Annotated in this window: 15 protein-coding genes; 10 read left to right on the top strand and 5 right to left on the bottom strand. The window is 56.9% G+C overall.

What is annotated here, in order from left to right; genetic code table 11:
• Positions 1-106: 106 nt before the first annotated feature.
• On the bottom strand, positions 107-4,183 hold the full coding sequence (locus Poly21_RS15690; protein ID WP_146407879.1) for an FtsK/SpoIIIE domain-containing protein: 4,077 nt from the start codon (positions 4,181-4,183) through the stop codon (positions 107-109).
• Between the two features lie 119 nt (positions 4,184-4,302).
• Between Poly21_RS15690 and Poly21_RS15695 the strand changes: the two genes are divergently transcribed.
• The 3 genes from Poly21_RS15695 (at position 4,303) to Poly21_RS15710 (ending at position 6,416) form a co-directional block, all read left to right on the top strand.
• Positions 4,303-5,034 carry a DUF6677 family protein gene (locus Poly21_RS15695; protein WP_302119118.1) on the top strand — a complete coding sequence of 244 codons (732 nt, stop codon included), beginning with the start codon at positions 4,303-4,305 and terminating at the stop codon, positions 5,032-5,034.
• 131 nt (positions 5,035-5,165) lie between these two features.
• Entirely contained in the window at positions 5,166-6,080 is a 915-nt protein-coding gene (locus Poly21_RS27605; protein ID WP_302119119.1) for a hypothetical protein, read from the top strand.
• Positions 6,081-6,095: 15 nt separating this feature from the next.
• Complete coding sequence (locus Poly21_RS15710; protein WP_146407880.1) at positions 6,096-6,416, top strand: P-II family nitrogen regulator; 321 nt, start codon at positions 6,096-6,098, stop codon at positions 6,414-6,416.
• Positions 6,417-6,453: 37 nt separating this feature from the next.
• Here the strand turns inward: Poly21_RS15710 and Poly21_RS15715 are convergent, their stop codons facing one another.
• Genes Poly21_RS15715 through Poly21_RS15730 form a run of 4 tightly spaced genes read right to left on the bottom strand, consistent with a single transcriptional unit; the run spans position 6,454 to position 10,645 of the window.
• Positions 6,454-8,340, bottom strand: a complete 1,887-nt coding sequence (locus tag Poly21_RS15715) for a YbhB/YbcL family Raf kinase inhibitor-like protein (protein WP_302119787.1) — start codon at positions 8,338-8,340, stop codon at positions 6,454-6,456.
• Between the two features lie 32 nt (positions 8,341-8,372).
• Positions 8,373-9,113 (bottom strand): hypothetical protein, encoded by a 741-nt coding sequence (locus Poly21_RS15720; RefSeq protein ID WP_302119120.1) that lies wholly within the window; start codon positions 9,111-9,113, stop codon positions 8,373-8,375.
• Positions 9,114-10,115, bottom strand: coding sequence for a hypothetical protein (locus tag Poly21_RS15725; RefSeq protein WP_146407881.1), 1,002 nt, complete (start codon positions 10,113-10,115; stop codon positions 9,114-9,116). It lies immediately after the preceding gene.
• A complete protein-coding gene (locus tag Poly21_RS15730; RefSeq protein ID WP_302119122.1) occupies positions 10,112-10,645 on the bottom strand; it encodes a sigma-70 family RNA polymerase sigma factor in 534 nt (177 codons plus the stop codon). The genes Poly21_RS15725 and Poly21_RS15730 overlap by 4 nt, the downstream gene beginning before the upstream one ends.
• 477 nt (positions 10,646-11,122) lie before the next feature.
• On the opposite strand from Poly21_RS15730, the gene Poly21_RS15735 reads away from it, so the two are divergent.
• The 7 genes from Poly21_RS15735 (at position 11,123) to nqrF (ending at position 18,490) form a co-directional block, all read left to right on the top strand.
• A complete protein-coding gene (locus tag Poly21_RS15735) occupies positions 11,123-12,160 on the top strand; it encodes a hypothetical protein (protein WP_146407883.1) in 1,038 nt (345 codons plus the stop codon).
• 230 nt (positions 12,161-12,390) lie between these two features.
• Positions 12,391-13,755: a Na(+)-translocating NADH-quinone reductase subunit A gene (locus Poly21_RS15740; protein WP_146407884.1), complete on the top strand. Its 1,365-nt coding sequence runs from the start codon at positions 12,391-12,393 to the stop codon at positions 13,753-13,755.
• 2 nt (positions 13,756-13,757) lie between these two features.
• The gene (locus Poly21_RS15745; RefSeq protein ID WP_146407885.1) at positions 13,758-15,014 is read left to right on the top strand and encodes an NADH:ubiquinone reductase (Na(+)-transporting) subunit B; all 1,257 of its coding nucleotides are present in this window, start codon (positions 13,758-13,760) and stop codon (positions 15,012-15,014) included.
• The gene (locus tag Poly21_RS15750) at positions 15,004-15,870 is read left to right on the top strand and encodes a Na(+)-translocating NADH-quinone reductase subunit C (protein ID WP_146407886.1); all 867 of its coding nucleotides are present in this window, start codon (positions 15,004-15,006) and stop codon (positions 15,868-15,870) included. Before Poly21_RS15745 ends, Poly21_RS15750 begins: the two co-directional genes overlap by 11 nt.
• A gap of 3 nt (positions 15,871-15,873) precedes the next feature.
• Positions 15,874-16,497 (top strand): NADH:ubiquinone reductase (Na(+)-transporting) subunit D, encoded by a 624-nt coding sequence (locus Poly21_RS15755; protein ID WP_146407887.1) that lies wholly within the window; start codon positions 15,874-15,876, stop codon positions 16,495-16,497.
• Positions 16,498-16,504: 7 nt separating this feature from the next.
• Positions 16,505-17,149: an NADH:ubiquinone reductase (Na(+)-transporting) subunit E gene (gene nqrE, locus Poly21_RS15760; protein ID WP_146407888.1), complete on the top strand. Its 645-nt coding sequence runs from the start codon at positions 16,505-16,507 to the stop codon at positions 17,147-17,149.
• A gap of 66 nt (positions 17,150-17,215) precedes the next feature.
• On the top strand, positions 17,216-18,490 hold the full coding sequence (nqrF, locus tag Poly21_RS15765) for an NADH:ubiquinone reductase (Na(+)-transporting) subunit F (protein WP_146407889.1): 1,275 nt from the start codon (positions 17,216-17,218) through the stop codon (positions 18,488-18,490).
• Positions 18,491-18,553 lie beyond the last annotated feature (63 nt).

Below are 18,553 nucleotides of genomic sequence, written 5' to 3' on the forward strand. Positions count from 1 at the left end.
GGCGGCTCAGGAGGGCGTGGTAGGTTCAAGGGTATTGGCGGTGAATGTAATGCCTGAGCGGGGGCACGTCGAACCGGGAAACACGCAGAGGGGGCGAAGGGGGCGGTCAGGGGGCCTGAAGGGCGTTCATCTCGTCCAGCGTGGGTGGGTCACAGATGCGGAACTTGGTCGTCCGACCATCGGCATCGTCATAGAGAATCATGGTGGCGGGTGAGAGTTCCGATGCCACGGGCGAATCGATTAGCAGCGAAGAGTCAGCGGCATTGATGGGGCCGATCAAACGTAATTCCAAGTCATTCTGACTTTGCCTGGGCAGCCACCGTGTGAAGACTTCGGCCGACGGCAGTGTCACGATCACAAACACGCCGACCGTCGGGCCGTCTCGGAGGAGGGTTTGGAAGGCTTTGCTGCCGCTTTGCTTGTGGGATGCGTCGAGCGAGAAGTCGAGTGATTCACTCTGCCTCAGATCTCGTAGGCGGTCCAGAGCGTCAATGACGACGAGCATCGTGGCTCCATCGTCTGCAGCTGTCTCCGGCTCAGCGACTGGTGGAGCGGCACCGGAGTCGTCATTAGCTGTCGATTGTCCATCGAGGTCGTTCGTGGGGGCGTCTAATGAAAACGAGCCCACGAAACGATCGTGATCGGATGAGGTTGTCGGTGCGGATTCGATTTCGCGTCCAGATTCTGTGGCAATTCTAGCTTCGACAACCTTGGCCAGCGCGATCATCTTCGCTGCGCTATCACGGTGGCGAACGATCTGAGCGGGGATCCCCGTTGTGCTGAGCCAGTCCGCGATTGACGGCCCATCATCGGCACGAGAGCCATCGAACAAGACGATCGACAGAGCGGGTGTGTGTGCGACGGCGGACGCGATGAATGTCGAGAGAATGCTAACTCGCATTTTGGGTGGCGCGACCACGACTGCGCTCCGGCCGGTATCGGACTGGAAGCGGAGCGTTGTGGGCGGACCGAGCTCAACGGCTTCGCCCAGCAACCCAGCGACCTTGTCGGCGGCGCTGAGCGATGCCATCGCCGCTCGAGCGAGCGCGGCGGTGAACTGGCTCGGGCGATTGCCTTCAAAGACAATCGATGGTCCGAGTGATCGGCCGAAGGCAACGTCGCGGGTTGCAATTTCTTCCAGCATCGCGGCGTGCTCTTGGGGCCCCAACCACGCGACTTGGAAAGGATGATTGCCCTCGAGTAAGCCGCTGGCGTCGTTGTAAATCGCTTCACCGGGACGCGACAGTAGTCTGGCCGCAGTGTTATCGTCGGCCAGGATCATCGCGGCATCAGCCTCGCTGCACTGCATCGCCACACGTACCGCCATCTGCCCGAGAGTCGCGCGAGGCAGACTATTGGCACCTGCGAGCGATTGGCTGCTTAGGACCACGTGGATACCGAACGACCGTCCTTGGCGAACCAATCGGTCCAGGAGCGCCGTGCAGTCCGCCGCCAGCGAATCATCTCGGGTGAACAGCTCTTGGAATTCATCGATCACCAGCATGATGCGCGGCATGCTTTGGGCGGGTTGTCGAGCGCGGAACTCCCCGAGTTCTTGAACTCCGGCGACACGGAAAGCTTCCCCACGCGAGGCCAGTTCGGCGTCGAGACGTTGCAGCACGCTGCGGCCAAATTCACGTTCGCTCTCGATGCCGATCACGCGGGCATGGGGCAGGCCCCTGTCAGCATAGACTTTGAACTCGACGCCCTTTTTGAAATCGAGCAGATAGAACTGAAGTTGATCGGGTGTGTACTGGGCGGCTCCAGCGGTGATGATGCTGTGCAGCAGCGTGCTCTTGCCTGATCCGGTTTTACCGGCAATCAGGACATGCTGGCGAACACCTTCGCCGAGTAACAGGCGGCGGGTGCGGCCGGCCCCTTGGCTGCCGATCGTGATCGCGACTCCCTCATCGGTCGAGCCGGTTTCGTCACCAGTGGGAACATGCCCTCCAGGCAGTAGGGATTCCAATTCGACGACGACGCGGGCTGCCTCGAGCGAGCCTCTGCCAATGCGGCGAATTAAAGGTTCGCGGTCCTCGGCAGGCGGTGGCGGGGCTGGCCAAAAATCCAGATCATCGATCCCTTCGGAATCGCAGTGCCACTGATCGTCGCGGTATTCGAGTCGGAGCAGCTTGTCGCTGTCGATGGGCGGCATGTCCGCTGGCCAGGTTTTGCCTTGCTCAATTACGAGAATCACAAAGACGCCGCACCGCGTGCCGCTCTGGATCAGCGATTTCAGGTGCATGTAAGACTCACGCGATAAACCGTCGGGAAAACCGACCGCCGCGATCGCGTGATAGGGCTCGGCGAGCGAGCCAGCGACTTCGTTGTAGTCTTCGATACGCTCGAATCGATCTCGCAAACTCGCCTGCAAGACGTTCTCGACATGATGTGTCAGCTCGGTCAGACGCTGCGTGATTTTGTCGCTGGTGGTCCATACTCGGTGATGAATCAGCGAAGGATCGTGGTCTGCTAACGCCATGAAGCTAGCAAAGTGTTGCCCCCGGCTATTGGCATCAATCAGGGTCACCTTGGCTCGACCGGGCGCGGCGGTGCTGAGCAATCGCCAGAGCACCTGGTGGGCGATGGCGATTCCTTCGTCGAGCTGTTGTGGTGGCACTTCGATGAGTACGCCTGAATGACAGCGGCGATGAATCACCAGCGGCATCGTTTCCGGGATATTGATCTTCGACAGAATATCGGCTTCGCTGGGGGCATCGCCTTGATGAGTGTAGCCCAACGCATCATCGAATCTGGTTTTGAGCCGTTGGCCCAAGCGGAGTTGCCCGAGTGGCAGAAAATCGATCGCGCCGAGAGTGTCCGCGGGAGACGTCACGACGTGTTCCCAAGGGGGGAAGCGGCATTGAACCAAGTCGGTTGCCGCTTGGATTCGGTTCATCCCGCGCCGCAGGCCTGATTCCAAACGTGCTGACAGCGACGCGAGCGTATGTTGGTGCTGTTGTTGCGTTCGAGCGAGTGTTTGATCGGCTGCCTCGTTGCTTTGATGCAAGGTTTGGGTGATCGTCGTCGCGATCGAGTCAGCACGCTCCCGCATGGTTCGCTGCAGGGTCGCGAAACCGCTGCGGAACTGCGCGTCGATACGATCGACCTGGGCTTGAAGCTTGCTCTGCTCGGCCTTCTGCGCGATATCGAGTTTTTGCTGCATGTCGGCGATCTGGTCGCGTTTCCAGCGTTCTGCTTCTGCCAGGTGCGCTTGACGTCGATCTCGGAGTTCTTGAGCTGCGTGCTCGGCATGTCGTTTGGAAATCCCACGAGCTCGATCTGCGGCGATCTCGGCGGTGTGACGAATTCGTTCGGCGAGCGGGTGCAGCCTCCGCGTCATCTTGCGGAGGGGAAACAGGAGAGCCGCATAGATCAAAAAACCCAACGTGCCAGCCACTGCGACCAAGCCCAGTAACCACCAAATCAGCGGTTGGGGTCTGACCGCTAGCATGATGAACCCGCCGATGGTGATAAACATCGCTACTGCACCGGGCAGATAGAACGAATCGACGACCTTGGATGCAAATCCGCTTTGCATATCCACTGTCACGGCTTTGATACGCCGGTTTTGCCGCGCGATCAGATCGACAGCGTCACGTACGGTTTCCGGTTCGGACTCGTTGAACTCCTCGTAGGGATTCTTGGGGAACGTGACATCGAGTAGTCGATCGAGTCTGCGGACGGTCAGTGCGCGAGACCATTCCAGATCTTTGTTGCCCGCCGTGAGCGCCTCATCGAGAAGTTGTGAATCGGCAGCCTGTTGCTTCTTGGGCTGGATTTTACGCTGTTTGTATTGATGTTCGATCGCAATCAGGCGCTTTTCATACTTGCCTTGGATCACCGTGGTTTGGTCGGTAGACGCCTTGCGGTACTTGATCCGCGTCCGCAGCAACTGGTCGCGGGTTTGGATCGAAGCGGTTTCATAGGCAATAATTGCCTTTTCCTGCTCGTCATCCCACTGCCGGAGGGTGCTTTGGCGGTCCTGCAGGCAGTTCAACTTGACGGTAGCGAGCTGTTCGGCGAGTTGCCGCTCGAGGTCGGTGTGATGAGCTGATTGATCCGTCAGCAACCGGCGGTGTTCCGTCCGCGAGTCGGACACCCTGCCGACAAATCCATCGATCAATCGCCGCTGTCGAGCGGGATCAAACAGGAATACGGGGGCGACGGATGAATCTTTCATAACATGCGATTCTAACGGACAGCTAATCCCCGAGGGGGCGTGGCTATCGCAGCGGGCGAAAATTTCGCACAATGGCCGCTCTCTCTTGCGCCGCGTTTCCCGAACTACTTCATCGACACATGGCTTCACGCTCTCGGACCACTGCCCCCGCTTCGATTGATGCGGCCCGTCGCGAGGTGGCGACATCCCCCCATCGCGATGAGTCCGATCAGTCGGGAAACGATCTCTCGACGGGAGCATCCGGTGCAACCGGAAAAAACGTTGCAGCGAAACCGTCCAGCCAAATTGAGTTATCACCTGCGGTGCTCAATGGCGACACCAGGATCGAGGTGGACGGGATCGAAGTCGATCTTCGCAATCGCTATCTCGCCGCGTTCCTGGCGTGGTTGGTCCCAGGTGCGGGACATTTTTACCAAGGTCGCCGAGGCAAGGCCACGCTTTTCGTGCTGTGTGTGTTGTCACTGTGGGTCATCGGTTTTGCCATCGGCGGGGCCAATGTCGTGTATGCGTCGTGGCAACCCGGCGATCGCCGCTGGCACTATTTTCTGCAAGCTGGCGTGGGCGCAGTGTCTCTGCCGGCGTTGGTACAAGGCAACAAGATGCGGGAGAATACGGACCCCCGGGGGCGCACCGTCGATAGTTATCGGCCGCTGTGGAATGGGTTCATGGCGCCACCCAATCGCCCTGTACTCGAAGGCGAGGCCGATGAAGTCGCCGCTTGGTATGCCATCCATGGCAGCGGGTACGAGCTAGGGACGTGGTTCACGATGATTGCGGGCTTGTTGAATTTCCTCATCATTTACGACGCCTTCGGGGGACCTCTAGCGGTACCGATTAGCGGTAAACGGTAGTCAGAAAAAGCGAAATTTGGTCCTTCCCAGGACGGAAAAATTTGTGAATACCGAGATGATCAAGTAGAATTGGTGGTTCTACACCTCGAATCTCGCGATTCCTCGACCCTCTTTTCACTCGGATCACCGCGATGCGACGCTCTTCTTTGTCTCCCGTACAGTTCTCCCATCGGATTTCGGTCCTGCCAGCGGTGATCGCATTGGCGGTCGCGGTGATTGCCGGCGCCAGCTCGCCAGTCGCGATTGCCGGCGGTGGCGATGCCGCCGAACTCGCGGGGCTGTTCGCCGCCATGGATGCCGGTCAAGTCGAAGCCGAATTCATTCCCTTGAGTGCAGCTCGAGCTAACCTGCTGGTCAAGAATTTGACCGAGAAACCGCTCCGGATCCAAATGCCTGCTGCATTCGCTGGCGTCCCCGTCAACGCTCAGATGATGGGTGGTGGTATGGGCGGCATGGGTGGTGGTATGGGCGGCATGGGCGGTGGTATGGGAGGTATGGGCGGCGGCATGGGAGGTATGGGCGGTGGTGGTCAGTCGATGGGCGGCGGTGGTGGCATGGGCGGCGGCATGGGTGGCATGGGCGGCGGTATGGGTGGTATGGGTGGCGGCATGGGCGGCGGTATGTTCACCGTCAAACCTGGACGCGTGCACAAAATGGGCCTCGATACCGTCTGTCTCGAACACGGCAAGCCCGACCCGAGCCCGCGGATGAAATACGCTATCGTGCCACTCGAGCGCGTCACGAAGGATCCCGCCGTGGCCCTGCTGTGTCAGGCAATCGGTAACGGGCAGGTAGCTCAAAACACCGCCCAAGCGGCGGCATGGAACCTGATGGACGGACTGAGCTGGGCCGAACTGGCCAAGAAAAACCGTGTTGAAAATACTTATACCGGCAACATCCCGTACTTCTCACAGCTTGAGTTGCGGGCGGCGATGGCTGTTGTCGCTGAAGCCCAACGAGCGACCGCTGATGAATCGTCGAGTGGCTCGCAATCGAGTGAGTCCGGCGTGAGTGAATCGATGTCGAGCGATCATGCGGCATCGTAAGGGTTTCAGGATTTCATGATACTGATTGAAGCAATCATCCAGCCGATCCGGTTGTCCACGGTCCGTGCGGCACTGGAGCAAGCTGGATTCGGTGAAACGATGACCGGTGATGCGACCGGTTACGGTCGTCAACGAGGGCAAGTCGCCACGTTTCGCGGCAATGAATATCGCATCGACCTGCTGCGTAAGGTGATTTTGAGCTTGGTCGTCCATGACGACGACGTTGACGAAGTCATCGCAATTATCCGCGCTGCGGCGAAGACGGGCGCCGCCGGTGAAATCGGGGATGGGAAAATCTTTACGATCCCGGTCACCGACGCGATCACTATCGGCTGAGAATCCGGCTCCGATTTTCCGGTCGCTCTGCGCAGGATCAATTCGCTTGTGCCGAATTCGAGGCACGCTCATGAGTCTGTTCTCGCTGGCTGAACCAACGCGCACATCGCCACAGTGCGAACGCAGTAACTACCAAGAGAATCGCGCCGACAAAATGCTGCATCGTATTGGTTCGGTTTCGCGTGTATTGAAAGTTCAGTGTGCCTTGAGCCAGCGTGATTCCCGATATGCGTTCCAGCAGTTCGTTTCGGGTGAGCGGCGTGGACGCGGGGCCTAGCGATTCCGATAAGGCGAAGACCGTGAGATGGTATTGCTTCACACCGGGGCCTTTCGATCGCATCGGATCGTAAGCGAGATGTCCCTTATCGTTCGTGCCTGGCGTCCCGGTTCCGCGAACGTTCTGCGGCAAACTGGTGATGTCGGCGGGGATGTCGTAGAGCACCCAGTACGATTTGACGTCGCCCGATTCAGGCGTGTGCCAAAGATTGATTGCATACGCCTGCGTGCCTGGAGGCCCCTTGGTCCATGCAATTGGTGGTGATTGGCCTAAGCCATCGCCAGTGAATTCCCCTGGCAGTTCATCACCTGCTCCGAACGCGGGGCTGGTGACTTTCAAGAGAGGCATCGCGTCAGCGGCGTCGTCGCCGATATTTAGGCTGCTTGTCCATTCAGCGGATTGTGGCAAGAAGGGCTTGCCCATGTCGCTGCGATAGGATGCGGTGCGTGTTTTGCCGGAGGGTTCCTGGAATGTGAAGTCCACTGCGCCGTCGTCGTGCACAATATAGTTGATTACGCCTTGGTTGCCTGCGACGTTATATTGCAGTTCGAACCGATTTTCAGTGCTTGTGAAGCCGGTAATGCGGGCATCGCGAAGGGGACGTAGGTCGGGTCGAATCGGATCGGCGCGGGGCTGCGGATCCACCTGTCCGTCTCGCCGCGTCACTTCGCCATAAAACCCGCCATTCAAATAAGGATAGGTTTTCTGCGCATGATAGTGATAGTTCCCTGATTCGTCCTGATGTCCGCCCAGGTTGTCGAGCGGTGCGAACTCGGCAGCTTTCTCATCTTGGTACCCGAAGATCGGATAGCCGTCGAGCGCGTACGCGATCGGGGCATTTTTTCCTGCGGTCGCTTCGAGGTGAGTGGGAGCGATGTGGTAGTGGTAATCGTCGGCGCGGCCGCAGTGGCCGCCGTATTCATCCAGTTCGCCGAACAGGTATGCATCGTCACCGCGGTTATTGAGCGGATTGAAAATCGGCACACCATTGACTGCTAACGCAATGGCTCCACGCAGGAAGTCATTCTTGGTCGACATTGGGGTCTTCGCAGGCACCGGGTGCAATGGAATGCGCCATGCGTTCTCCCTCAGGTATTTTTGTGGGAGGGGGACCTGTTGTTGCCAAGCTCGAATGCCGATCATCATGGGGTGTTCGGGCAGTCCATTGGATCCAACGTATAAAAAATCATTGTCCCATCGAAGTTGCAGCAGTTTCCCGAAAGGTTTGAAGTGCTGGCCGATCGCTGGCATCGCATTCGCTATCGTGGTGCCTTGGCTATCAGGGTGAATTTGAGTGTCGGGCTGAATCAATGCGGGCTTCATGGCGAGCCGTACGCCGGGCTGCTGATTGAGAGTTCTCAGGGCATTTAGGCGAGTTTCGATCCAGGTTCGGTCGGCAGTGCTGAGGCGATTGATCGCGATGCGTGTGAGCTTTCCAGCATCGGTTTGAATGTGAACTTGACCCCCTTTCGCGGACATGAAAGACCCATGCAAGTGCTCGCTGCTATCAATGATCGACCATGTTCGAGACGCAGTGGGTGCATCCGAGTCATCATGGTGTCCACCTTCATGTGCAGACAGTTGCGATGTTGAATTGAACAGCGTCAGCAGCACCATGGTTCCGGGCAGCAGGCGGTTGTGCATCATCATGGCTCCTTCTTCATCACAGCATCGAATTCTCACGACCTTGGTTTCCTGTGGGGGGCATTCGGGTTGATGTTGTTGAGGTTCGAAAAATCAGGCCGAGATTTTCCATCTGGTGGAGCGCTCACGACGTGGCGAAAAACGACCGTGTTGTCGAGCTCGATGTCGTCGGTCCAGATGAAAGCGGCGCCCTGGAAATCATGCTCGAAAAATGGGGCCTTCGGGCTGACTTGCTGTTGGGTGTACTCCCTAGCATTGCCCCATGAGCTGTCGTTGAACTCGATGGTGTACCAATCCTGGGGGATCGGAGCATCTTCGACTCGCGGATTGACGGTATCGCGGTCGATGGGGCCGTGAGAGTATGCCTTCGCCTTCCAGTTGGCGTTGGTGACCGTGCCGTCTCCAAACTTCAAAATGAAACCCGCGTCCCCGATGCTGGTGTTGGCGTACTCCATGCCTGTCGTCGCATCGGCATTGTCTTTCGCCATGACCGCAATGGTCATTGGGTAAGCAGGCAGAATGTCGACCGAAATGACGTTGTGTGGCATGAATTTGATGGAGTCAACCGCCACCAGTTCACCATTGATATACATAACGAACCAATTGTCTGCGTAGATATTCGCTGTGATGGTGTCACTCATGCGAGGCTTGCCCATGCCGGGTTGCTGGGCATGCTGGCTGTAGGCAGGTTCGAGCCAGGCATGCTGAGTGAATAATGCCGCCCCGGTGAGAACGGAGAGACAGAGGGTCAAGGCTGCTATTCGTTTGTTTTTCATTTATTCAAATTCCACACGGCGCAGGGGGGCATGATGGGTTTGGTGGTCGAAGTGGTTTGCCGGGAGCTCCCGTTCGGCGACCAGGGTCATGGTCAGGGTGACGTTGTCAACTCCGTAGGGCATCGCGACAAAACGCATTTTGCGAATCTGGCCGTTCGCCGAGTCATATGTGATTTCAACTTCCGCGGGTCCTCGATAGCCAGGCTTCTTCACCGCCACCATCCGCCGAGACGGATCGTCGACAGAGTCGGTGGTCAGGGCGGGGAGCAGCGTCAGGTCGTAGGCTGTCCGCAGCGCATCGAGTCCATCGTGGAGGTTGTTGATTGGCAGCGAGCATTCATGGCCAGGCAGGTCTCGATTAAAACGCGTCAGGTCATTGCTGAAGCGAACCGGTCCATCGGGCCGAACAGCCCAGCTCGTCACCCCATTGCTTCCCGTAATAAAGGAATCTCCCTGCTCAGTCTTTCGGGTCAGCACGAACTGTCTTGCCCCACGCACATCCAGGATGGCTTGATCGAGGGAAGGTTTAGGCGGGCGTTCGTGCTCGGGCGATGTCCGCTCTCGGTCTCCTTGTGGGGCGCTTGTCGTCTCGACAGCGATCTCGAAGGTACGATCGATCGACCGGTCGTTGGCAATCATGATGCGGTTCAGTTCCCGCATCGCGGCGGACGCAGAGCGAGCTCCCAGGGTTTGCCAAAAAAACAACGTCGCTACCAAGACCAGGCATGCTGTCGTCGCCCATGCGAGCTGTCGATGAGCACGCCACTGGCGAGCACTCGCTTTCGCGGGTGCAACCAAAGATGACGCATCGATTTGTTGGTATGCCTGTTCTTCGTGGGCAATGAAATGATTTCGCAGCCGGTCGTGCAGTAGCAAGGCTGAGGCAAATTGCCGTGCGTTCGAAGGCTCGAAATTAATCCACTCGCTCAGTTCTTGAAGCTGCTCGCGCGATAGCGAGTCATCGATATAGCCACTGATGAGATCTTGGATGGCGGCGCTCATGGAATACCAGCCTCCGCGTGCTTTTGATCAATACAGTTCTTCAAATGCTCCCGCACTCGCTGCAACGCTTTGGCGACGGAGTTCGCGGTCATGCCGACTTGATCCGCAATCGCGGCTGGCTTCAGGTCATTTCGATAGCGAAGTTCAAGCAGCAAGCTTGCCCGCCCTTCCACTAAATCGATGCAGTCGTGCAAATAATCCATTTGTGGCGTGGCCTCGGGCATCACTTCAGTAACGGCCATCGCGAGAGCAGCCACGGTTTCATCATCGAACACCAGCCGATCTCGCCGTCGACCGCGCAAGTAAAGTCTAACTTGGTTGCGGGCAACGCCGATTGCCCAGGCGACAAAGGGATAGTCGGGATCGTAGGAATTGAAAGACTCGATCACGGCCACAGCAACATCTTGGAGCACATCGTCGCGATCTCGAAAATCGCGAACGACCGATGTAATGAACGCTGAAACCGCCGGTTGAGCGAGTGCCCACTGCCGCGTCGCCTGCCGAGTTGTTTCGTCCACATGCATCCCCATCGAAAAAAGTGCCTCTCACTGTTACTTAACCAGCCACACCAAATCATGACCAACAATCTGCTTTTTTTCTCGCACCGCCTCGGTAGCGTTGCCGGGCAACGCGATTCACCAGAGCATTACAGTCGCGGGGCTCGCCGGGGCTGTATATCGGCTCCATCGGTGTCAGGATACGTTCGTAGACGCTGAGCTCAACCTGCTGGGGATGGTTGGGCAGCACCGCCGACTTCCCTAGCGACGGGGTGTCGTCAGCGGGGCTTGCCAATGGTGGCGAGCACTTCGATCATATGCTCGCCCAATTGGAATCGTTTTACTGATGGGGTCTTAAACCGCGAGCTGGATGTGGAATGGGAACACGGTATTTCGCTGTGGGGCCGCCGTGACCGTCAATCCTGGTCCAATTCGATCCCGATCTCAGGCGCTGCACCGCAATATCCGCCGCAGTTGGTCAAGCGACAGCAACTCAAAAGGAACAAACGCATGTGGTTGATCGCCGTTGACGAGGCTGGGTATGGGCCGAAGTTAGGGCCGCTCGTGGTCGCGGCAACGGCCTGGCAGAGTATCGATGTGGAGGCAGAGAGGGAGGCCTCGGTCGATCTGATTCAGCCCAATCCGTTTATCCCCATTTCGACTCCAGTGCGCGTCGCGGACGGGATGATCCGAGTGGATGACTCCAAGCAGATTTTCAAGGGCGGGTCACTAACGATGTTGCAGCGGATCGTTTCGGTTGCATTGCACGCCTGCGGACGAGCGGATGAGACGCTGATTGAAAGGCTGCCGACACTACTGCCCCGAGATTTTGAAACGATCTCACGGGTCCGCTGGCTGAAAACGATCGGTGTCGATTCAGCAGGGCCGCTCCCGTTTTCATCCGTCGAGCAGACTCGTGAAGCGGTCCAGCAGTGGGCGCGGTCGCCGTGGAGACTCCGCGATTGCCAGGCGCGGATGATTGATGCGGCAACTTTCAATCGGTACTGCACGGGGGACCCCGCTGGCTCACATCCATTATCCTCACATCCATTACCGGGGGTTGCCCCGCAGGGTAACAAGAGCGACCTGCTGGGCGAGACGAGCATCACGCTTGCCGCTGATCTACTCGACTCGGTGACAGGCCCATCGTCCCGCGAGCATGTGCAGATATTCTTTGACCGACATGGAGGCCGCCGCTATTACGCGGGGCTCATTCAGCAGTTCTTTGGTGGTGAGAGCGTGCAAATCGTGAGTGAGAGTCCGGCGCAGAGTGTCTATGAGACCGTTCGGCGGGGGATGCCAGTCCGTTTGCATTTTACGGTCAAAGGAGATCGTTTTGCGCCGGTAGCACTCAGCTCGCTGCACGCCAAGTATCTGCGTGAAGTCGCCATGGCCGCATTGAATGAATACTTCTGCGTAGCGATCGGAGCGGCGGGGTTTCGGCCGACCGCTGGATACCCAGTCGATGCTGATCGATTCATCGAGATGGTCGGGGCCGTGCTGAGGGAACGCGAAATCGCAGACGCGGATCTGATCCGCTGCCGATGACGTCGGTGAACCAAAAGGGCTGAACCAAAAGCAGGATTGCCACCCTCATCCTGGATTACGGATGCTCCAGTCGCCCGCGTTAGAGACCGAGCGAAATTTGCAGTCGGCAGACTGACTTCTACAGTTGTCAAACTGCGGTGCTCGTGCCATAGTGTTTCGTAAAAGTTCACATGACGTGAGCTTTTCTCTCAACCCCACTTTGTTACTTTTTTCACAAAGTATCTGTCTTCATGCCTGCATCCCCACGCCGCACGGTCATCAAACAGGGTCTCGATCTGCCTATTCTCGGTTGTCCCGAGCAACGTGTTGAGGTCGGTCCGTTGGTCCGCAGCGTAGCGCTGTTGGGTAACGATTACGTGGGTATGAAGCCAACGATGCTCGTTGCTCCGGGCGACCGGGTCGCCCTAGGGCAGCCGCTTTTCGAAGATAAGAAGACGCCGGGCGTCATCTACACGTCCCCTGGAGCGGGTACCGTCGGCGACGTGATTCGGGGTGCCAAGCGAAAGTTCGAGGCGGTCACGATCCAGCTCGATGGCGACGACGCTGTGACGTTCGAAGACGCTCGCGAGAAAGATCCTGTGTCCCTCGGTGGCGAGGGCGTGCAGTCCGTATTGGTTGCGAGCGGACTATGGCCCGCATTACGAACACGCCCCTTCGGCAAGGTTCCCGAGATTGGATCCAAGCCCAGCTCGATTTTTGTGACGGCGATCGATACCAATCCGCTGGCGGGCGATCCAGCGGTGGTGTTGAGTGAGCGAAAGAATCAGTTTGTGCTTGGTCTGCAGGCATTGACCCAGCTCGGCGAGGGTGCCGTGTATGTCTGTAAGGCCGAGGGAGCCTCGGTCGCCGGTGAAGAGGTCAAGGGTGTCACCATGGCCGAGTTCGCCGGGCCGCACCCGGCCGGGTTGGCGGGGACTCATATTCATTATCTCGATCCAGTAGGTCCGACTAAAACAGTTTGGTACATCGGCTACCAGGATGTCATTGCCATCGGCGCCTTGTTTCAGACGGGCCAGCTCGATGTCCGCCGCGTCATTTCATTGGCCGGCCCTAAAGTCAAACAGCCGCGTTTGATCGAGACACGACTCGGGGCTTGTATTGACGATCTTGTTGCCGATGCGGTTGTCGGCGATTGCAAGGTGCGACTGATCTCGGGTTCCGTCTTGTGCGGTCACAATGCCGCGGCACCACACAATTACCTCGGCCGTTATCACCAGCAGGTATCGGTGATTGAAGAGGGTGACCATCGTGAATTCTTGGGCTGGCAAAAGCCCGGCTTTGACAAGTATTCCGTAACGCGGGTGTTCGCTTCGGCGCTCAATCCATCCCAGAAGTTCGCATTCACGACGTCCACCGGCGGCAGTGAGCGAGCGATGGTGCCGTTGGGAACCTATGAAAAAGTCATGCCGATGGACATGCTGCCCACCCAGCTCCTGCGGTCGCTGATCGTCCGCGATACCGATGCGGCCCAGTCGCTCGGAGCACTCGAACTTGAAGAAGAAGATGTGGCCCTGTGCACGTTCGTGTGCCCAGGTAAATACGAATACGGATCGCTGTTGCGACAGAACTTGACCACGATTGAACGTGAAGGCTAAACATGAAACCACTGCGTGACGCTTTTGATCGCGTTCACCCCTACTTTGCGAAGGGGGGGATCTTAGAAAAAGCCTACCCTGTCTACGAATCGATTGATACGTTTTTGTTCACGCCTGGTGAAACCACCCGGGGTCGAACGCACGTTCGCGATGGCATCGATTTGAAACGCATGATGATCACGGTCGTCATGGCTTTGATTCCGGTGACTTTGTTTGGGATGTGGAATGCGGGCTATCAAGCCAACTCGGCTATCGTGCAAATGACCGAAGCGGATGTACCGATCGAATATGATTGGCATCACACGGTGCATACAGCCTTAGGGCTGGGGCATGATCCGAGTAGCTTCGTTGACAATTTTGTTTACGGGGCGATCTTCTTTATCCCGATTTACGTTGTCACCATGTTTGTTGGCGGTCATATCGAGATGGTATTCTCGGTGCTGCGGGGGCATGAGATCAACGAAGGCTTCTTGGTAACCGGGCTATTGTTCCCACTGACTCTGCCGCCCAATATTCCTTTGTGGCAGGTAGCTCTGGGGATCTCCTTTGGAGTGATTGTCGCGAAAGAGGTGTTCGGCGGTACCGGGCGTAACTTCCTGAATGTGGCGTTGGCGTCGCGAGCGTTCCTGTATTTCTCGTACGCTGCGAGTATCAGTGGTGACAAGGTGTGGACAGCGGTTGACGGTTTCAGTGGCGCGACGGCGTTGGGTCAAATGGCTGTCGCAGAGGGCGGTGCCATCGAATCGCTCGAACACGTCAAGTATGTGTGGGGCGAGACTGGCTCGATCACGTGGATGGACTCATTCCTGGGCACGATTCAAGGTTGCTTTGGTGAGACCAGCACGCTGTTGTGTATTGTCGGTGCGTTGATCTTAATTGCCGCGGGAATTGGCTCGTGGCGGATCATGTTGAGTGTGATTCTCGGAGTGATCGGTACCAGTCTGCTGCTCAATATGATCGGTAGTAAGAACAATCCGATGTTTGAAATTCCGTTCCACTGGCACCTTGTGATCGGCGGTCTGGCATTTGGACTTGTCTTCATGGCGACCGACCCGGTCAGCGCTTCGATGACCAACACCGGTAAATGGTTTTATGGCATTTTGATCGGATTCATGACCGTATTGATCCGCGTCATTAATCCCGCCTTCCCGGAGGGCATCATGTTGGCGATTTTGTTCGGCAACGTGTTTGCTCCCCTGATTGATTATTTCGTCGTCCAAGCCAACGTCCGCCGGAGGGTTGCTCGCTATGCTAGCTAAAGATTCAACTCCAGGAACCATCCTGATAGCGACGATCCTGTGCGTCGTGTGTTCGCTCGCGGTGAGCGCTGCGGCGGTGGCGTTGAAGCCATACCAGGTTGAGAACGTCCGACTCGATCAAAAGAAGAATATTCTTGACGCGGCGGGGATCCCGACCGACGAGTTTGGCAAGCCCGCATCGGAACTCTCCAGCGCAGAGATCGACAATCTCTACAAGTGGGTTGAAGAAGAGATGGTCGACCTCGATACCGGTGACTACGACACCGAGTTCGACAAGAGCACCTTCAATCTCGAAGAGCAGGCCAGCAACGTTTCGACGAGCGAGCCGATTGTGGGTGAGCCCTATGACAATGGCGAAGATCGCCGGCCGAAATCAATGAAAGTCTTCTTGGTTCGACATGAAGGCGAAGGTCCGATCCAGCAGGTCGTGTTGCCGATCTATGGCAAAGGTCTGTGGGGAACTCTGTGGGGGTACCTGGCTCTCCAGAGTGATTTGACGACGGTTCAGGGCATCACGTTCTACCAGCACAAGGAAACGCCGGGGCTGGGCGGTGAAGTCGATAATCCCGCTTGGAAAGCGCAGTGGGACGGGCTTCAGCTTTACAACGACAAAGGCGAGCCAGCAGTCCATGTCGCCAAGGGGCCCGCATCAGAAGATGATCCGTCGGCTGTCGACGGTCTCTCGGGTGCAACCATCACGAGTAATGGCGTGACCGCGTTGGTCCAGTACTGGGTTAGTGATCAAGGCTATGGACCGTATTTAAAGAAGCTCAAGAAGCAGATTGAGAATGAAGCCGCCACCGGTGCGGAGACGTCCTCCTCTGCTGACAATTCAACGCCGAAGGCAGGAGCATAACCAATGGCTAATAAACGTCTTGACGTGCTTATCGACCCCGTGGTTGATAACAATCCAATCACGCTGCAGGTGTTGGGGATTTGCTCTGCACTGGCAGTGACGACCAAGATGGAAACGTCGGTGGTGATGGCGCTCGCGGTGATCGCCGTGACCGCGTGCAGCAACCTCGCTGTCAGCGCGATCCGCTCATACATCCCCAGCAGCATCCGGATCATTGTGCAGATGTGCGTGATTGCGTCGCTGGTGATTGTGGTTGATCAATTCCTGAAGGCGTTTCTGTTCGATATCAGCAAGCAGCTGTCCGTCTTCGTCGGTCTGATTATCACTAATTGCATTGTGATGGGGCGGGCCGAGGGGTTTGCGATGAAGAACACCCCTGGCATCAGTTTTCTCGACGGGATCGGTAACGGTCTGGGGTACGGATTCGTGCTCTTGGTTGTCGCATTTTTCCGTGAGTTGTTCGGCAGCGGTTCGTTGTTTGGTTTCACCCTACTGGAGCTTGACCGCAACGGCGGTTGGTATAACCCCAATGGCTTGATGCTCTTGCCGCCGAGCGCCTTTTTTATCATCGGGATCATGATCTGGGTGATCCGTCTGAACAAACCCGCACAAATCGAAGAGTCCTGAGGTCATCATGAATCTATTCGAAATCCACTTAAGTATTTTCTTGAAGGCGGTCTTCGTCGAGAACTTGGCACTAGCCTTTTTTCTTGGCATGTGCACGTTTCTAGCTGTTAGCAAGAGCGTGAAGACTGCGATCGGTTTAGGCATGGCCGTGATCGCGATTGAAACGATCACCGTGCCGGCAAACCAAGCGATCTATTCTTTGCTTTTGAAGAAAGGTGCATTGACGTGGGCGAACAAATTTATCGCCACGTCAACGGTCGATTTTTCAACGATTGATCTCAGCTTCCTGTCGTTCATTAGCTTTATCGGTGTGATCGCGGCTCTCGTCCAGGTGCTCGAAATGTTCTTGGATAAGTTCATGCCGGCGCTCTACAACGAGCTGGGCATCTTTTTGCCGTTGATCACGGTGAACTGCGCCATTCTCGGTGCGTCGCTGTTCATGCAGGAACGCAACTACACGTTCCCTGAATCCATTACCTACGGCTTTGGTTGTGGGGTTGGCTGGGCATTGGCAATCATGGCACTCGCAGCGATTCGCGAAAAGCTCAAGTACAGCGACGTGCCGCCACCGCTCCGCGGGCTTGGTATCACGTTCATCACGACTGGACTGATGGCTCTGGCGTTCATGTCGTTCGGCGGCATTAAGCTTTAGAGTCGCCTGTCACCTCCCTCATTGATTTCATTCCCTACGCACTTCACCGTACACGAGTCCCTTGTGATGTTCACAACTCTTCTCTTGGGCGCCGCCCCATCGGATGCTGTCCCGCCGGCAGCTATCGTTGCCATCGGCGTCGCGATGTTCACCATCATTGTGCTCGCATTGGTGATGCTGATTTTGGCGGCAAAGAAGCAACTGGTTTCTTCCGGCAAGATCAAGATCATGATCAACGACCAAAAAGAAATCTCGGTTCCAGCGGGCGGGAAACTGCTCGGTGCTCTCGCCGACGCTGGCATTTTTGTTTCGAGTGCCTGTGGCGGTGGTGGGACATGTGCGCAGTGCAAAGTAAAGGTGCGGGAGGGAGGCGGCGATTTGTTGCCCACTGAAACCGGTCACATTAACAAGAAGGAAGCCGCTGAAGGGGAGCGTTTGAGCTGCCAGGTCGCCGTCAAGCAGGACATGAAGGTTGAAGTGCCCGCCGAAGCATTTGAAACCAAGAAATGGGAATGCACGGTTCGCAGCAATAACAACGTTGCTACCTTCATCAAAGAGTTCGTGCTTGAACTGCCTGCGGGTGAAGAGGTCAATTTCAAGGCCGGCGGATATATTCAGATTGAAGCTCCTCCGCATACGGTCCATTACAAAGACTTCGATATCGAAGAGCGATTCCACCCCGATTGGGATCAATACAAGATCTGGCGTTATACGTCGAAGGTCGAAGAGCCTGTGGTTCGCGCCTATTCAATGGCTAATTATCCGGGCGAAAAGGGCATCATCATGCTCAACGTTCGTGTGGCCTCGCCACCACCACGCGCCCCTGAAGGCACCCCGCCGGGCCAGATGAGCAGTTACATCTTCTCGCTCAAACCTGGCGACAAGGCGACGATCAGCGGTCCCTATGGTGAGTTCTTCATCAAAGATAGTAAGGCGGAAATGGTCTACATCGGCGGCGGTGCCGGCATGGCTCCGCTGCGAAGTCATATCTTCGAACTATTCAAACGCGAGAAAACCGATCGCAAGGTCAGTTACTGGTACGGCGGTCGGAGCATGCGGGAGTTGTTCTATGTCGATCACTTCCGTGAGATCGAGAAGGAGTTCCCGAACTTTAAGTTCAATATCGCGTTGTCTGAGCCCGCACCGGAGGACAACTGGAACGGGTACACCGGGTTCATCCACCAGGTGTTGCTCGAGAACTACCTCAAGAACCACCCGGCTCCTGAAGATATTGAGTATTACATCTGCGGTCCTCCGATGATGAACGCAGCCGTGTTCAAAATGCTCGATGATCTCGGCGTCGAGCCCGAGAACATCGCCTACGACGATTTTGGCGGTTAGCCAGCATGTCGCGCGGCTCGCGGAGCCGTAAGCGGATACCCGAATGCATTCGGCTTCGAGGGC

The sequence above is a fragment of the Allorhodopirellula heiligendammensis genome (genome assembly GCF_007860105.1).
In the GTDB taxonomy this organism is placed as follows: domain Bacteria; phylum Planctomycetota; class Planctomycetia; order Pirellulales; family Pirellulaceae; genus Rhodopirellula; species Rhodopirellula heiligendammensis.

Excerpts from the sequence above, each read along its gene's own strand:
- Poly21_RS15690 (WP_146407879.1), bottom strand. The coding sequence starts at position 4,183 with ATGAAAGATTCATCCGTCGCCCCCGTATTCCTGTTTGATCCCGCTCGA.
- Poly21_RS15695 (WP_302119118.1), top strand. The coding sequence starts at position 4,303 with ATGGCTTCACGCTCTCGGACCACTGCCCCCGCTTCGATTGATGCGGCC.
- Poly21_RS27605 (WP_302119119.1), top strand. The coding sequence starts at position 5,166 with ATGCGACGCTCTTCTTTGTCTCCCGTACAGTTCTCCCATCGGATTTCG.
- Poly21_RS15710 (WP_146407880.1), top strand. The coding sequence starts at position 6,096 with ATGATACTGATTGAAGCAATCATCCAGCCGATCCGGTTGTCCACGGTC.
- Poly21_RS15715 (WP_302119787.1), bottom strand. The coding sequence starts at position 8,340 with ATGATGCACAACCGCCTGCTGCCCGGAACCATGGTGCTGCTGACGCTG.
- Poly21_RS15720 (WP_302119120.1), bottom strand. The coding sequence starts at position 9,113 with ATGAAAAACAAACGAATAGCAGCCTTGACCCTCTGTCTCTCCGTTCTC.
- Poly21_RS15725 (WP_146407881.1), bottom strand. The coding sequence starts at position 10,115 with ATGAGCGCCGCCATCCAAGATCTCATCAGTGGCTATATCGATGACTCG.
- Poly21_RS15730 (WP_302119122.1), bottom strand. The coding sequence starts at position 10,645 with ATGGGGATGCATGTGGACGAAACAACTCGGCAGGCGACGCGGCAGTGG.
- Poly21_RS15735 (WP_146407883.1), top strand. The coding sequence starts at position 11,123 with ATGTGGTTGATCGCCGTTGACGAGGCTGGGTATGGGCCGAAGTTAGGG.
- Poly21_RS15740 (WP_146407884.1), top strand. The coding sequence starts at position 12,391 with ATGCCTGCATCCCCACGCCGCACGGTCATCAAACAGGGTCTCGATCTG.
- Poly21_RS15745 (WP_146407885.1), top strand. The coding sequence starts at position 13,758 with ATGAAACCACTGCGTGACGCTTTTGATCGCGTTCACCCCTACTTTGCG.
- Poly21_RS15750 (WP_146407886.1), top strand. The coding sequence starts at position 15,004 with ATGCTAGCTAAAGATTCAACTCCAGGAACCATCCTGATAGCGACGATC.
- Poly21_RS15755 (WP_146407887.1), top strand. The coding sequence starts at position 15,874 with ATGGCTAATAAACGTCTTGACGTGCTTATCGACCCCGTGGTTGATAAC.
- nqrE (WP_146407888.1), top strand. The coding sequence starts at position 16,505 with ATGAATCTATTCGAAATCCACTTAAGTATTTTCTTGAAGGCGGTCTTC.
- nqrF (WP_146407889.1), top strand. The coding sequence starts at position 17,216 with ATGTTCACAACTCTTCTCTTGGGCGCCGCCCCATCGGATGCTGTCCCG.